This is a genomic window from Streptomyces tanashiensis (assembly GCF_014648895.1).
GTDB lineage: Bacteria > Actinomycetota > Actinomycetes > Streptomycetales > Streptomycetaceae > Streptomyces > Streptomyces tanashiensis.
The window spans coordinates 757,083-770,950 of the sequence record NZ_BMRZ01000001.1; the positions used below are offsets into that span (position 1 = coordinate 757,083).

General features: G+C 71.1%; 15 protein-coding genes. 11 read left to right on the forward strand and 4 right to left on the reverse strand.

Annotation, left to right across the window (positions count from 1 at the left end):
- The first annotated feature begins 71 nt into the window (after positions 1–71).
- The 6 genes from IE237_RS03395 (at position 72) to IE237_RS03420 (ending at position 4,868) form a co-directional block, all read left to right on the forward strand.
- A complete protein-coding gene (locus IE237_RS03395; RefSeq protein ID WP_189800671.1) occupies positions 72–644 on the forward strand; it encodes a 2-oxo-4-hydroxy-4-carboxy-5-ureidoimidazoline decarboxylase in 573 nt (190 codons plus the stop codon).
- A gap of 192 nt (positions 645–836) precedes the next feature.
- Positions 837–1,217, forward strand: coding sequence for a succinate dehydrogenase, cytochrome b556 subunit (sdhC, locus tag IE237_RS03400; protein ID WP_015035721.1), 381 nt, complete (start codon positions 837–839; stop codon positions 1,215–1,217).
- Positions 1,218–1,225: 8 nt separating this feature from the next.
- Positions 1,226–1,705: a succinate dehydrogenase hydrophobic membrane anchor subunit gene (locus tag IE237_RS03405; RefSeq protein ID WP_189800273.1), complete on the forward strand. Its 480-nt coding sequence runs from the start codon at positions 1,226–1,228 to the stop codon at positions 1,703–1,705.
- Between the two features lie 25 nt (positions 1,706–1,730).
- On the forward strand, positions 1,731–3,485 hold the full coding sequence (sdhA, locus tag IE237_RS03410) for a succinate dehydrogenase flavoprotein subunit (protein ID WP_189800274.1): 1,755 nt from the start codon (positions 1,731–1,733) through the stop codon (positions 3,483–3,485).
- Positions 3,485–4,243: a succinate dehydrogenase iron-sulfur subunit gene (locus tag IE237_RS03415; RefSeq protein WP_041130880.1), complete on the forward strand. Its 759-nt coding sequence runs from the start codon at positions 3,485–3,487 to the stop codon at positions 4,241–4,243. The genes sdhA and IE237_RS03415 overlap by 1 nt, the downstream gene beginning before the upstream one ends.
- Before the next feature lie 82 nt (positions 4,244–4,325).
- Positions 4,326–4,868: a hypothetical protein gene (locus tag IE237_RS03420; protein ID WP_189800275.1), complete on the forward strand. Its 543-nt coding sequence runs from the start codon at positions 4,326–4,328 to the stop codon at positions 4,866–4,868.
- A 21-nt stretch (positions 4,869–4,889) separates the two neighbouring features.
- Here the strand turns inward: IE237_RS03420 and IE237_RS03425 are convergent, their stop codons facing one another.
- Both IE237_RS03425 and IE237_RS03430 read right to left on the reverse strand, forming a co-directional pair.
- Entirely contained in the window at positions 4,890–5,177 is a 288-nt protein-coding gene (locus IE237_RS03425) for a hypothetical protein (RefSeq protein WP_189800276.1), read from the reverse strand.
- A 38-nt stretch (positions 5,178–5,215) separates the two neighbouring features.
- On the reverse strand, positions 5,216–5,761 hold the full coding sequence (locus IE237_RS03430; RefSeq protein ID WP_189800277.1) for a MarR family winged helix-turn-helix transcriptional regulator: 546 nt from the start codon (positions 5,759–5,761) through the stop codon (positions 5,216–5,218).
- An 85-nt stretch (positions 5,762–5,846) separates the two neighbouring features.
- On the opposite strand from IE237_RS03430, the gene IE237_RS03435 reads away from it, so the two are divergent.
- Both IE237_RS03435 and IE237_RS03440 read left to right on the forward strand, forming a co-directional pair.
- Positions 5,847–7,070, forward strand: coding sequence for an MFS transporter (locus IE237_RS03435; protein ID WP_189800278.1), 1,224 nt, complete (start codon positions 5,847–5,849; stop codon positions 7,068–7,070).
- A gap of 32 nt (positions 7,071–7,102) precedes the next feature.
- The gene (locus tag IE237_RS03440) at positions 7,103–9,628 is read left to right on the forward strand and encodes a DUF4132 domain-containing protein (protein ID WP_189800279.1); all 2,526 of its coding nucleotides are present in this window, start codon (positions 7,103–7,105) and stop codon (positions 9,626–9,628) included.
- Here IE237_RS03440 and IE237_RS03445 read toward each other — a convergent pair.
- Entirely contained in the window at positions 9,603–10,400 is a 798-nt protein-coding gene (locus IE237_RS03445; protein WP_189800280.1) for an alpha/beta fold hydrolase, read from the reverse strand. The genes IE237_RS03440 and IE237_RS03445 overlap by 26 nt on opposite strands.
- 124 nt (positions 10,401–10,524) lie before the next feature.
- On the opposite strand from IE237_RS03445, the gene IE237_RS03450 reads away from it, so the two are divergent.
- The 3 genes from IE237_RS03450 to IE237_RS03460 are packed head-to-tail and all read left to right on the forward strand — an operon-like array spanning position 10,525 to position 12,144.
- On the forward strand, positions 10,525–10,959 hold the full coding sequence (locus IE237_RS03450; RefSeq protein WP_189800281.1) for a hypothetical protein: 435 nt from the start codon (positions 10,525–10,527) through the stop codon (positions 10,957–10,959).
- 35 nt (positions 10,960–10,994) lie between these two features.
- Entirely contained in the window at positions 10,995–11,402 is a 408-nt protein-coding gene (locus IE237_RS03455; protein ID WP_229842225.1) for a thiol-disulfide oxidoreductase DCC family protein, read from the forward strand.
- A 10-nt stretch (positions 11,403–11,412) separates the two neighbouring features.
- Entirely contained in the window at positions 11,413–12,144 is a 732-nt protein-coding gene (locus IE237_RS03460; RefSeq protein WP_189800282.1) for a TetR/AcrR family transcriptional regulator, read from the forward strand.
- Positions 12,145–12,195: 51 nt separating this feature from the next.
- On the opposite strand, the gene IE237_RS03465 is transcribed toward IE237_RS03460, so the two are convergent.
- Positions 12,196–13,749, reverse strand: coding sequence for an ABC transporter substrate-binding protein (locus tag IE237_RS03465; protein WP_189800283.1), 1,554 nt, complete (start codon positions 13,747–13,749; stop codon positions 12,196–12,198).
- Positions 13,750–13,868 lie beyond the last annotated feature (119 nt).

The window sequence follows — 13,868 nt, forward strand, 5'->3', positions numbered from 1 at the left end:
ACACTTCCCTCATCCCGTCGATAACGTTCAGTCACGCCCACCCCACCCGTCCCGGAGTACCGGAGCCCACGCTGACCAGCGACACCCACGCCCCCTGCCGGAAGCCGGGCTCCGCGGACTCGCCTGCGATACCCGCGCAGCAGTCCCGCCCCCGGCACCCGGGCGGTCTCGTCGGATTCAACGCGGCCTCGCCCTCCGAGGCCGTGGCCCTACTGCTGACCTGCTGCCACAGCGCACGCTGGGCGGAGCGGGTGGCGGCACACCGCCCGTACCCGACCGTGGACGCCCTGCTCGCCGCCGCCGACGAGGCCGGGTACGACCTGTCCCGGGCCGATCTCGACGAGGCCCTGGCCGCCGAGTCCTCCGCGCTGCCGCACCCGGACGCCCCGCCGGCCGCCCGGACCGCGCTGCGGGCCGCCCACGCCGCGTACGAGAGCAGCTTCGGACACGCGTTCGTGATCAGCCTCGACGGAGTGCGTCCCGGGGAGCGGCTCGACCAGGTACTGGCCGGTATCCGGTCACGTCTCGGCAACGAAGCGGAGGAGGAGCGGGTGGTCGCGGCCGAGGAGCTCCGCCGTCTCGCGCGCGCCCGGCTGGCCTTCCGGCTGGCCGAGGGGCTCACACCGCGACACTCCGAGCTGTGATTCCGTCCGAAATACGGCGATTCGGGCCTGTGTGATAGCCCGTCCGTGCCTGTTTGATCACACCGATGGACCCCGCGCGAGCGAACCGACAAGTCGTCGCTACGATGACCGGGGCCGGTGGACCGTACCCGGCCGGGTCAGACCGACAGAGAAGCCGGCCGACCCTGATCCCCGCTCCCGGAGGGTTTTTCCGTGCCGGCTGGAACGCTGTACCGCGGCCGGGAAGGAATGTGGAGCTGGGTGGCTCATCGAGTCACCGGCGTCCTCATCTTCTTCTTCCTGTTCGTACACGTGCTGGACACCGCTCTCGTCCGCGTCTCCCCCGAGGCGTACGACGAGGTCGTCGCGACCTACAAGACGCCGATCGTCGCTCTCCTCGAGTACGGCCTCGTCGCTGCCATCCTCTTCCACGCGCTGAACGGCCTCCGGGTCATCGCGGTGGACTTCTGGTCCAAGGGCCCGCGCTACCAGAAGCAGATGCTCTGGACCGTCGTGGGCATCTGGGTCGTGCTGATGGCGGGCTCGCTGTACCCCGTCCTCGGCCACGCCGCACGTGAACTGTTCGGGAGCTGACGCCACTCATGTCTGCTGACACGACCTCCGCAGCGATCGGCCCCGTCGAGGGCGGCGCGCACTACGACGTGGACAACCCCGCGCCGTACATCGAGGCCCCCCGCAAGCGCACGGGCAAGACCCCGCGCGCGACCCGCGGCAACTTCGAGATGGCCGCATGGCTCTTCATGCGCCTCTCCGGCGTGGTCCTCGTCGTCCTGGTCCTCGGCCACCTGCTGATCCAGCTCTTCCTGGACGGCGGCGTCTCCAAGATCGGCTTCGCCTTCGTGGCCGGCCGCTGGGCGTCCCCGTTCTGGCAGGTCTGGGACCTGCTGATGCTCTGGCTCGCCATGCTGCACGGCGCCAACGGTCTCCGTACGGTCATCAACGACTACGCGGAGCGGGCCAACACGCGCCTGTGGCTCAAGGGCCTGCTGTACACCGCCACGGTGTTCACCATCCTTCTGGGCACGCTGGTGATCTTCACCTTCGACCCGAACATCCGCTAGGCACGGGGCTGAGGTAATCCACGTCATGAAGATCCACAAGTACGACACCGTCATCGTCGGCGCCGGCGGCGCCGGCATGCGCGCCGCCATCGAGTCGACGAAGCGCAGCCGCACCGCCGTGCTGACGAAGCTCTACCCCACCCGCTCCCACACGGGCGCCGCGCAGGGCGGCATGGCCGCCGCGCTGGCGAACGTGGAGGAGGACAACTGGGAGTGGCACACCTTCGACACGGTCAAGGGCGGTGACTACCTGGTCGACCAGGACGCCGCCGAGATCCTGGCGAAGGAGGCCATCGACGCCGTCCTCGACCTGGAGAAGATGGGCCTGCCGTTCAACCGCACCCCGAACGGCACCATCGACCAGCGCCGCTTCGGCGGTCACTCCCGCAACCACGGCGAGGCCCCGGTCCGCCGGTCCTGCTACGCCGCGGACCGCACCGGCCACATGATCCTCCAGACGCTGTACCAGAACTGCGTCAAGGAGGGCGTGGAGTTCTTCAACGAGTTCTACGTCCTGGACCAGCTGATCACCGAGGTCGACGGGGTCAAGCACTCCGCGGGCGTCGTCGCCTACGAGCTGGCCACCGGCGAGATCCACATCTTCCAGGCGAAGGCCGTGATCTACGCCTCCGGCGGCACCGGCAAGTTCTTCAAGGTGACCTCCAACGCGCACACCCTGACCGGTGACGGCCAGGCCGCCTGCTACCGCCGCGGTCTGCCCCTGGAGGACATGGAGTTCTTCCAGTTCCACCCGACGGGCATCTGGCGCATGGGCATCCTGCTGACGGAGGGCGCCCGTGGTGAGGGCGGCATCCTCCGCAACAAGGACGGCGAGCGCTTCATGGAGAAGTACGCGCCGGTCATGAAGGACCTCGCGTCCCGTGACGTCGTCTCCCGCTCCATCTACACGGAGATCCGCGAGGGCCGCGGCTGCGGTCCCGAGGGCGACCACGTCTACCTGGACCTGACGCACCTCCCGCCGGAGCAGCTCGACGCCAAGCTCCCGGACATCACCGAGTTCGCCCGTACGTACCTCGGCATCGAGCCGTACACGGACCCGATCCCGATCCAGCCCACCGCGCACTACGCCATGGGCGGCATCCCGACGAACGTCGAGGGTGAGGTCCTCTCGGACAACACCACCGTCGTCCCGGGCCTGTACGCGGCCGGCGAGGTCGCCTGCGTCTCCGTGCACGGCGCCAACCGTCTCGGCACCAACTCGCTGCTCGACATCAACGTCTTCGGCAAGCGCTCCGGCATCGCCGCCGCCGAGTACTCCGCCAAGCACGACTACGTCGAGCTGCCGGAGAACCCCGAGGCGCTCGTCGTCGCCACGATCGAGAAGCTCCGCAACTCCACGGGCAGCGAGCGGGTCGCCGACCTGCGCCGCGAGCTCCAGGAGACGATGGACGCCAACGTGATGGTGTTCCGCACGGAGCAGACCATCAAGACGGCCGTCGAGAAGATCGCCGAGCTGCGCGAGCGCTACGAGAACGTGTCCATCCAGGACAAGGGCAAGCGCTTCAACACGGACCTCCTGGAGGCCATCGAGCTGGGCAACCTGCTCGAACTGGCCGAGGTCATGGCCGTCTCGGCCCTGGCGCGCAAGGAGTCCCGCGGCGGTCACTACCGCGAGGACTACCCGAACCGCGACGACGTCAACTTCATGCGCCACACCATGGCGTACCGCGAGGTCGGCGAGGACGGCTCCGAGACCGTCCGTCTCGACTACAAGCCGGTCGTCCAGACCCGCTACCAGCCGATGGAGCGTAAGTACTGATGGCTACCCCCGTACTGGACAAGGTCGAGGCGGAGTCCGCCGCCTCCCCGTACATCACGGTCACGATGCGGATCCGCCGCTTCAACCCCGAGGTGTCGGACGCCGCGGTCTGGGAGGACTTCCAGATCGAGATCGACCCGAAGGAGCGTGTCCTCGACGCCCTTCACAAGATCAAGTGGGACGTCGACGGCACGCTGACGTTCCGTCGCTCCTGCGCGCACGGCATCTGCGGCTCGGACGCGATGCGGATCAACGGCAAGAACAGGCTCGCCTGCAAGACGCTGATCAAGGACATCAACCCCGAGAAGCCGATCACGGTCGAGGCCATCAAGGGCCTGACGGTCCTGAAGGACCTGGTCGTGGACATGGAGCCGTTCTTCCAGGCGTACCGGGACGTCATGCCGTTCCTGGTCACCAAGGGGAACGAGCCGACGCGTGAGCGCCTGCAGTCCGCCGAGGACCGTGAGCGCTTCGACGACACCACCAAGTGCATCCTGTGCGCCGCGTGCACGTCGTCCTGCCCGGTCTTCTGGAACGACGGCCAGTACTTCGGTCCGGCCGCGATCGTCAACGCGCACCGCTTCATCTTCGACTCGCGTGACGAGGCGGGCGAGCAGCGCCTGGAGATCCTGAACGACAAGGACGGCGTGTGGCGCTGCCGCACGACGTTCAACTGCACGGACGCGTGCCCGCGTGGCATCGAGGTCACGAAGGCCATCCAGGAGGTGAAGCGCGCGCTGATCACGCGTCGCTTCTGACCTTCGGGTTCGGTGCTTCGGCCCGCTTCTGTACGCTGCGGCGTGCAGGAGCGGGCTTTTTCTTTGTGGAGGACGGGGACTGATGAGCGAGCCGAACCCTTACGCGGACGGTGAGTACCAGTGGGGGCCGGGGCAGCAGGGCGGGACGCCCGGGAGCCCGGCGTACGGATACCCCCAGGGCGGGACGCCCGCGTACGGGTACCCGCAGACGCCGCCGTCCTACCAGCCGACCCTGCCGGGTGGCGTGCCGGTGCCGCCGCAGCAGCCGCCGGCGGGCGCGGGGGCGCCGCTGCTGAGCCTCGGTGACATCACCGTGGTCGGCGACCAGATCATCACCCCGGCGGGCAGCATGCCGCTCAAGGGCGCCGTGTGGAACGCGATGGACATGTCGCGGACCGAGGAGAAGATGCCCACCGTGGCGATCGTCCTCGCCGTCATCTTCTTCATCTTCTGCCTGCTCGGCCTGCTGTTCCTGCTGATGAAGGAGAAGTCCACGACCGGCTTCATCCAGGTCACGGTGACCAGCGGCGGCCGGCACCACTCGACGATGATCCCGGCGACCGGCCCGGACACCATCCACTGGGTCATGGGACAGCTCAACTACGCGCGCTCGCTGAGCATGTGACCCTCGGCCTCCTCCAGGGGGTCAGCCGCCGACGAGCGGGACGAGTCTGAGGAAGACGACCTCCGTCTCCGGACCCACCGTCACCGTGTCGTCGAGCTCCTCGACCTGACGGTCGCCCACCAGGACCAGGAAGCCGTTGCGTCCGAAGGCCTCGACGGCCCGGGCGAAGGCCGCCTCGCCGTCCGCCTCGTGGGCGACCCTGCGGCGGATCAGCTCCCGCAGGGTGAGCCGCTCTTCCGTGACGGGCAGGCGGGGGCCGGCCGTGCGGCCCCCCGTGGTCGTCTCGTCGACGAAGGTCACCGTTCCCATGCCGAGCAGGGTAGGGGCCGCCACCGACAGTGCCCCGGTCAGGCGTGCCAGGACTGGGTGGGGCCGCCCGCCTCGGCCTCGACCATGACCCGGCGCAGCATGTCGTTGAGCAGGCCGCGTTCCTCGGTGCTGAGGACGCCGAGCAGCCGGTACTCCTCGTGACCGAGGACGTCCATCGCGCCGAGCCAGGTCTCGCGTCCGGAGGCGGTGAGTTCCACGACGACCCGGCGCCGGTCGGTCGTGGACTGGGTGCGGCGGACGAAACCGCGCTTCTCCAGGGCGTCGAGGCGCCCGGAGACGGAGGCGGGGGCCAGGTCGAGGTCCTGGGCGAGTTCGGAGGGGGCGGCGCTGCCGCCGCGCCCCGCGAGCTTGTGGAGGGTGTCGAACTCGTGGCGTTCCAGGTCGAAGTCGACGAGGGACTGCTCCCTGACCCGGCGCAGGTGGACCGAGAGTTTCTTCATCCGGGTGACCGCGCCTTCGACGACGGGGTCGAGGCCGGGCAGGACGGGCTGCCAGCGGGCGACGTGCTCGTCGGTCCAGTCGCGCGGGGTGCGCGGTTCCTGCTGTTCCTCGGGGTGCGCCATGGGGTGATCGTACGTCGGCGGGGCGGTCTTCTCCCGAGAAGTATTTCGTTGACGAATTATTCGGTACCGAAATACTCTGCGGTCCATGCCGACAGCCCCCGCGCGCCCCGTCGCGCCCCCACCCGTCCCCCACCCCCTGCGCACCCGCTCCTTCCGCCTCCTCTTCACCGGCCGCGCCCTCTCCCTCCTCGGCGACGCCGCCATCCCCGCCGCCCTCGCCCTCGCCGTCCTGGAAGCCACCGGCTCCACCTCGGCGCTCGCCCTGGTCCTCGGCTGCGCGATGGTCCCCAAACTGCTCCTGCTCCCGGTGGGCGGCGTCGTCGGCGACCGCTTCGACGCCCGTACGGTCGCGCTCACCACGGACCTCGTACGCTGCGCCACCCAGCTCCTCGTCGGCGTCCAGCTGCTCGGCGGCTCCCCCAGCCTCGCCGTCCTCGCGGCCGCCGAGGCGCTCGGCGGCGCCGCCGGAGCCTTCGCCATGCCCACCGGCTCGCCGCTGGTGAAGGGCACGGTCGAGGCGGACGCCCTGCACCGGGCCAACGCGGCGATGGGCGTCGCCCAGAGCGCCACCCGCCTCGCCGGACCCGCGCTCGCCGGCACCCTCGTCCTGACCGTGGGACCCGGCTGGGCGTTCGTCCTGGACGCGGCCACCTTCGCCGTCAGCGCGCTGCTCCTGACCGCCGTCCGGGTGAAGCGCGTCCCGATCCCGCGCCGCTCGCTCCGCGCCGACCTCGCCGAGGGCTGGCAGGAGGTCCGCTCCCGGGACTGGTACTGGACCAGCCTCATCGGCCACAGCGCCTGGAACGGCGCCGCCGCCGTCCTGATGACCCTCGGGCCCGCCATCGCCGTGCACCGGCTCGGCGGCGCCACCACCTGGGTCGTCCTGCTCCAGGTCGGCGCCGTCGGCTTCCTCCTCGGAGCGCTGCTCGCCGACCGGGTCCGCCCCCGGCGCCCGGTCCTGACCGCGAACCTCGGCCTCGCCACGTACGCGCTGCCACTGGTGCTGCTCGCCCTCGCCGCGCCCGCGCCGGTCACGATCGCGGCGTACGGGCTCGCGCAGGCGGGGCTCGGCTTCCTCTCCCCCGTCTGGGAGACCGCCGTCCAGCGCGCGGTGCCCGCCCACGCGCTCGCCCGGGTCACCTCGTACGACTGGCTGCTCTCGCTGGCCGCGATGCCCCTGGGGTACGCCCTCGCCCCGCTCGCCGCCTCGGCGTGGGGCCCCGAAGTGCCGCTGCTCGTCGCCGCGGTGGCGGTGGGCGGCTGCTGCGCGGGGACGGCACTGGTGCCGGGCGTGAGGCGGTTCGGCTAAGGCTGTCAGTGGGGTTCGCTACCGTCCTGGACATGGTGGGGAACACGGGCCCGGGGAGCGGGCTGGACGAGGCGGTCGCGTGCGCGCGAGCCGGAAACGCGGGTGCGCTCGGGGAGTTCCTCGACTCCCTGGACGTGGCGGGGCGCCGGAAGGCGGCGCTCGCACTCCACCGACGGGTGTGCCGGCGGTCGGACGAAGAGGTGGCGAAGCCTGCGCTCGCCGCCCTGGCCAGACAGGAGTTGGTCTGGTCGGTCGCCGAGGCGGACCTGCTGCTCGCCCGGCTCCTCGGGAAGGACGCGGCGGTCGCCCCGCACGAACTGCGGCAGTCGTTCCTCGCGCTGGTGCCGATCGCGGTGGCGGCCGCGGACGAGGCGGGGGACTGCGACCGCCCTCGCCTGCGGGTCCTGCGCGACATGGCCGAGTCTCTGCGGATCTACCGACAGGACGAGTTCAGTCTGCTCCGGGACCGGATGGACGTCCTGCTGCGCCGCGAGTCCCCCGCCGACGAGGGCCTGCTGCGCCGTCACATCCTGGACGGGAACGACGACTACGGTCCGGCGATGCGCACAGCGCACGCGGACCTGCTGTCCGGCACCGGGGTGACGGAACTCCTCGCGCACTGCGCCCTGATGGACCGGCCTCGGGCGTCCAAGGCATGGCGCAGCGAGTCGGCCGCACGACTCGCGCGGGCCGAGGCCGGGGCGGAGGTGGTGCGGCGCCTTCTGGAGGGGATCGCCGCGCAGCCCGAGCACCGGGTCGACGACCCTGATCCGCACGGGATGGGGGCACCGACACTCGCCGACGCCGCCAACACCAGCCTCGTCCGCGGTCTGCTGTGGGCCGCGCTCGACGTCGACGCCGACTGGGTCGTGCCGCTCGTCGGGGCCGTCGCGCTGAACGCGGGGACCGGGCTCGGCGGTTCCGGCGGGTTCTGCCGCAGCCAGACACTGGCCACGACCGCCGTCGCCGTGCTCGGGGAGTGCGGGGGCGCCCGGGGCGGGGAGGCCGTGCAGTGGCTGGGGCGGCTGCCGAAGAAGGTGCGGAACCGGACGGTGATCAAGGGCATCGCCAAGGCCCTGGAGGCGGTCGCCGCCCGCGCCGGGCTCACCCCGTCGATGCTCCGCGAGCGCGGCGTGGCGACGCTCGGTCTGGACGGGCGCGGGATCCGGGAGGTACCGCTCGGGGCGTACACGGCGGAGCTCGCGGTTCGGGAGCCGGGCACGGTCGCGCTGTCCTTCAGGGGCCCGGAGGGGAGGCTCCTGAAGACGGCGCCGAAGGAGGTGCGGGAGACCCGCGCGGAGGAGCTGAAGGGGGTCAGGGCCGGGCTCAGGGAGCTCAAGGCCCTCGTCGCCGCCGAGCGGTCCCGCGTCGAGGAGCATCTCGCGGCGGGCACGGTCTGGCCGGCGGAGGACTGGCAGCGGTACTACGTGGACCACCCGGTGACCGGGGCGGTGGCCCGCGCCCTGCTCTGGGAGGTCGCGGAGGACGACGGCGAGCGGTGGACCGCGGGCCTGCCGGAGCGCACCGGCGGCGGCTGGGCCCTGGCGGGCGAGGACGGGACGGCGCGTCCGGTCGGCCCGGACGCCCGGCTGCGGCTGTGGCATCCGCTGCGGGCCGGGGGCGAGGAGGTCGCCGAGTGGCGGGCGGCGATGGCGGAGCGGGAGGAGCGCCAGCCGTTCAAGCAGGTCTTCCGCGAGGTGTACCCGCTGACTCCGGCGGAGCTGGCGACCGGCGCGTACTCCAACCGCTTCGCGGGACACGTCCTGCGGTACGGGCAGGCGCGGGCGCTGATGGCCGAGCGCGGCTGGGCGGGGAACCACCTGGGGTACTTCTCGGACGGCTGGTCCTCCGAGCTGGTGAAGGAGCTGCCGGTGCCGGGCGAGCTCCCGGCCGGCGAGGGGACGCGCTGGCGGGCCCGGTTCTTCGTGGAACTGGTCGACGAGGGGGCGTACTCGGACGGGGTGGCCCGGCTCTGCTCCACGGACCAGGTGCGCTTCGAGCGCCGGGCGAACACGGCGGGGGCGCCGGGCGCTTCGGCCGGGGCGCGGGGCGCGTGGGAGGCCGCCGCGCTGGCCGACGTACCGGCGCTGGTGCTCTCGGAGGCGCTGCGGGACGTCGACCTGTTCGTGGGGGTGGCGTCGATCGGGGCCGACCCGCACTGGCGGGACCGCGGGGAGGATCGGGCGTACGACGGGTACTGGGAGAGCTGGTCGTTCGGTGAGCTGACCGAGCCGGCGCTGATCCGGCGCGAGACGCTGGCCCGGCTGCTGCCCCGGACCCGGATCGCGGACCGGGTGGAGCTGACCGACCGGTTCCTGCGGGTGCGCGGCGAGCTGCGCGCGTACCGGATCCATCTGGGCTCGGGGAACGTGCTGATGGAGCCGGACGACTCCTATCTGTGCGTGGTGGCCGACCGCGCGCGCGACCGGGGGAAGGTGTTCCTGCCGTTCGAGGAGGACGGCGGGCTGCTTTCGGTGATCCTGTCGAAGGCGCTGCTGCTCGCCGCCGACGACCGGATCACCGATCCGACGATCACCGCGCAGATACGCCGGGGCTGAGGCTCCCGTCCACGGCTTGCGCCAGGAAGGAGAGGAGCAGCCGGGCGGTCTCGTCCGGGCGTTCCAGGGCGGGGAGGTGGCCGGCCCAGTCGAGGTCGACGCGGCGGGCGGCCGGCAGGAGGTTGCCGAGCTCGTCGGCGATCGCCCGGAAGTCGGGCAGGTCATGGGCGCCGACGGCGACGAGGGCGGGGGCCCGGATCGCGGCGAGGTCGTCGCGGGTGACCTCCGGAGCGACGGGGTGGTTCTCCTCGGGGGCGGCGAGCTGGAGGTCGAAGGCGCGCCGCTGCGCCTCCCGGACGTAGGCGCGGGCGGCATCCGAGGCCTCGGGGCCGAGCCAGGTGTCGACGTTGAGCTCGACGGCGGCGTCGAGGTCGCCCGCCTCGATGAGCGCGTCCTCGCGGGCTCCCCAGGCACGCAGCTCCTCGCTGGGCGCCATGCCGGGGAGGGCGGATCCCAGCAGGGCGAGGGCGGAGACGCGTCCGGGGTGGCGGGCGGCGAGTTCGAGGGCGACCCGGCCGCCGAAGGAGGAGCCGACGACGGCGGCCCGCTCGACTCCGAGGCGGTCGAGGAGCTCGCGGACGTCCTCGGCGTGGGTGTGGGGGGCGTCGACGGGGCTGTCGCCGAAACCGCGGAGGTCGCAGCGGACGACACGGTGTCCCGCCCCGGCCAGCGCGTGGAACTGTCCGTCCCACATGCGGCGGTCGCAGACCCCGGAGTGCAGCAGGACGACGGTCGAGGGGCCGGCGCCGGCCAGGTCATGAGAGAGCGTCACCCGCCCGACCCTAGACGGCGGGGCACGGCCGGGCCACCTCTTTCCCCAGCGACTTGAACACGTTCAAGAGGAGGTCTACAGTCATGTCTGCCAGCTTTTGAACGCGTTCAAGGGAGGGTGGGGCATGGACCTCACTGTCGTCGCGTACATCGTCTACCTGCTGATCAGCGTGGCCCTCACCGTCTGGGTCGCCCGCACCCTCAGCCGCAACGGAAGGATCTTCCTCTCCGACGTGCTGCACGGGAACGAGAAGCTCGCGGACGCCGTCAACCACCTCCTGGTGGTCGGCTTCTACCTCGTCAACTTCGGCTTCGTCGCCCTCTACCTGAGCCAGGACGCCGCCGTCGTCGACGCCCGGGCGCTCTTCGAGGCCCTCTCCGTCAAGCTCGGAGTGGTCCTGCTCGTCCTCGGTGTCATGCACCTCGGCAACGTGTACGTGCTCAACAGGATCCGCCGCCGCGGTGTCATGGAACGCGAGCAGGTGCCGCCCGTCGGCCCGCAGGGCTGGACCGCCGCCCCCAAGGCCGGCCCCTGGGCCCCGCCCGCCCCCCAGGGCTGACCGCGGTGACGGCCCCGGCGCACCCCACGACCCCCGTGGGACGTCTGACCGTGCTCTACGACGCCGACTGCCCGCTCTGCGTGCACCTCAGGCACTGGCTGCTGCGCCAGCGGCAGCTCGTCCCGCTCGACCTCGTACCGGCGGGATCGCAGCAGGCACGGCGCCTCTTCCCGGCCCTCGACCACACCGCCACCCTGCGGGAGATCACCGTGGTCGGGGACCGGGGCCAGGTCTACCGGGAGACCTCCGCCTGGATCGTCTGCCTCTGGGCCCTGGCCGACCACCGGGCCAAGGCCCACTGGCTGGCCACCCCGGCCGGACAGCCCTTCGCCCGGATCACCGTCCTCGCCGCCGCGAAGTGGCGCGAGGCCCTGAAGGGGCCGGGGCAGGAGGACGGGCACTGCGGGGACGGGCACTGCGGAGTGCCCGGTCCGCCCGGTTAGGCTCGGCTCCGTGACGGAAGAGAAGAAGGCCCCCAAGAGCGAGCAGACCCGCACGCTCATCCTCGAGACCGCGCTCCGGCTGTTCAAGGAGCGCGGTTACGACAAGACGACGATGCGGGCCATCGCCCAGGAGGCCGGGGTCTCCGTCGGGAACGCCTACTACTACTTCTCCTCCAAGGAGCACCTCGTCCAGGGCTTCTACGACCGGATCGCCGAGGAGCACCAGGCAGCCGTCGAGCCCATCCTGACCGGCCCCGAGAAGGACCTGACCGCCCGGATCCGCGGGGTCTACCTCGGCTGGCTCGACATCGCGGAGCCGTACCACGAGTTCGCGGCCCAGTTCTTCAAGAACGCCGCCGACCCGGACAGCCCGCTCAGCCCCTTCTCCCCCGAGTCGGAGGGTCCGCGCGAGGCCGCGATCGAGGTGCACCGGCGGGTCATCTCCGGCGCCTCGGTCAAGGTCGACCCGGAACTGAAGGAAGCACTCCCGCAGTTGCTGTGGCTCCAGCAGATGGGCCTGGTGCTGTTCTGGGTGTACGACCGCTCGGAGGGCGCGGAGAACAGCCGCCGCCTGGTGGAGCGCCTCGCGCCGGTCACCGCCCGCGCGATCTCGCTCTCCCGCTTCCGGATCCTGCGCCCGCTGGTCAAGGAGACGCACGAGCTGCTCTCCGACTTCATGCCGACGGCGGCCGGGATGGCGGCCTCGGGCAAGCCGAAGAAGAAGGCGAGCCCGAAGCCCTAGGGGAAGCAGGGGGTGTCCCTGGATCCAGGGGATTCCCGATCCAGGGATTCCCTAGATCCAGCTGAGCTCCCACAGCCGCCAGATGCCCGTGCCGTCCGTCAGGTACTGGGAGCCGGCGACCGCCTCGGTGGAGAGGACGTAGTCCTTCTTCTGCCACAGCGGGACGAGCGGGACGTCCTCGGCGACCTCGCTCTGGATGTCCTTGAAGTCCTTCGTGGCGCGGGCCCGGTCGCTGAACTGCTGCGTCGAGGCGATCAGGCTGTCGATCCGCTTGCTGGAGAAGCCGTTGTGCAGGGTGTTCTCGGTGCCGACGAGCGGAGCGGTGAAGCTGTCGGAGTCGGGGAAGTCGGGGAGCCAGCCGACGGGGTAGGCGTCGTAGCTGCCCTTCGCGTACCCCTTCTGGAAGTTCTGCCAGTCGGCCTCGACGACCTTGACCTCGAAGAGGCCGGTCTCCTCCAGCTGCCGCTTGATCTCGGCGGCCTCGGCGGCGTAGGTGGTGTCCTTGCGGAAGCCGTAGGTGAACTTCACCGGCGTCTCGACCCCGGCCTCCTTCAGGAGGGCCTTGGCCTTCTTCCTGCTCGGCTCCGGGTAGACGTCGAAGAAGGCGGTGCTGTGGCCGACGAAGCCCTGCGGGATGAGGGAGTAGAGCGGCTCGACCGTGCCCTTGTAGGCGTCCTCGGTGATCGCGGGGCGGTCGAGGACGGCGGCGACGGCCTGCCGTACGGCCTTGTCGGCCATGGGCGAGCCGGGCCGGACGTTGAAGTTGAGGTTGCGGATCTCGGCGCTCTCCGCCTCGGTGACCCGGGTCCCGTCCTTGGTGTCCAGGGTCGAGAGGAAGTTCGGCGGGAGCTGCCGGTGCGTCACCTCGACGTCCTTCGCCTTCCAGGCGTCGGCCAGCTCCTGGGACTGGCCGAAGTACTTCACGAGGACCGTGTGACCGGCCTTGGTGACGGCGCCCCTGTACGCGGGGTTGGGCTCCAGGAGCGCGGACTCGCCCTCCTTGTACTCCTTGAGGACGTACGGCCCCGAGCCGTCGACCGCGTGGTCCGTGCGCAGCCTGTTCGCCGGGTACTGGTCCTTGTCCACGATCGAGCCGGCGCCGGTCGCCACCTTCAGCGGGAACGTGGCGTCACGGCCGCTCAGGTGGAAGGTGACGGTGCGGCCCTCGGCCGAGACGCTCTTCAGCGTCGGGAAGAGCGGCTGCGGACCGACGTCCGACTTGATGCGCAGCATCCGCTCGAAGGAGTACTTGACGTCCTCGGCGGTGATCTTGCGCCCGTTGGCGAAGGTGAGGTCGTCGCGGAGCGTGCACTGGTACGTGGTGAGCCTGGTGCCCACGAACTTGCAGCTCTCGGCGGCGTCCGGGACCGGCGTGGTGAAGCCCGGCTTGAACGTCAGCAGCGACTGGAAGACGTTGCTGTACATGGCCCATGATCCGGCGTCGTAGGCGCCGGCCGGGTCGAGTGAGGTCACTTCGTCGGTCGTGCCGACGGTGATCGGGTCGGTCCGGACGCCGTCGGAGGGCAGCAGTTGCCAGCCCCCCACTCCGGCGGCGACCAGTACTCCACAAGTGATGAGGATCCGCAGACGGACCGTCGACCGCATTGCCGTGCTTCCTTTTTCTGGTGCCACCCCTGATGCGACGGCCCCCGGAAAACGTCGCGATGGCTGCATCCCATCACACGGTCTTCACAAGCGGAAGGAAAAACTTTCATAGCACATGT

Coding starts and splice junctions, on each gene's coding strand:
- IE237_RS03415 (WP_041130880.1), top strand. CDS start 3,485: ATGGCTACCCCCGTACTGGACAAGGTCGAGGCGGAGTCCGCCGCCTCC.
- IE237_RS03405 (WP_189800273.1), top strand. CDS start 1,226: ATGTCTGCTGACACGACCTCCGCAGCGATCGGCCCCGTCGAGGGCGGC.
- sdhA (WP_189800274.1), top strand. CDS start 1,731: ATGAAGATCCACAAGTACGACACCGTCATCGTCGGCGCCGGCGGCGCC.
- IE237_RS03435 (WP_189800278.1), top strand. CDS start 5,847: ATGCCGACAGCCCCCGCGCGCCCCGTCGCGCCCCCACCCGTCCCCCAC.
- IE237_RS03420 (WP_189800275.1), top strand. CDS start 4,326: ATGAGCGAGCCGAACCCTTACGCGGACGGTGAGTACCAGTGGGGGCCG.
- IE237_RS03440 (WP_189800279.1), top strand. CDS start 7,103: ATGGTGGGGAACACGGGCCCGGGGAGCGGGCTGGACGAGGCGGTCGCG.
- IE237_RS03430 (WP_189800277.1), bottom strand. CDS start 5,761: ATGGCGCACCCCGAGGAACAGCAGGAACCGCGCACCCCGCGCGACTGG.
- IE237_RS03465 (WP_189800283.1), bottom strand. CDS start 13,749: ATGCGGTCGACGGTCCGTCTGCGGATCCTCATCACTTGTGGAGTACTG.
- IE237_RS03450 (WP_189800281.1), top strand. CDS start 10,525: ATGGACCTCACTGTCGTCGCGTACATCGTCTACCTGCTGATCAGCGTG.
- IE237_RS03425 (WP_189800276.1), bottom strand. CDS start 5,177: ATGGGAACGGTGACCTTCGTCGACGAGACGACCACGGGGGGCCGCACG.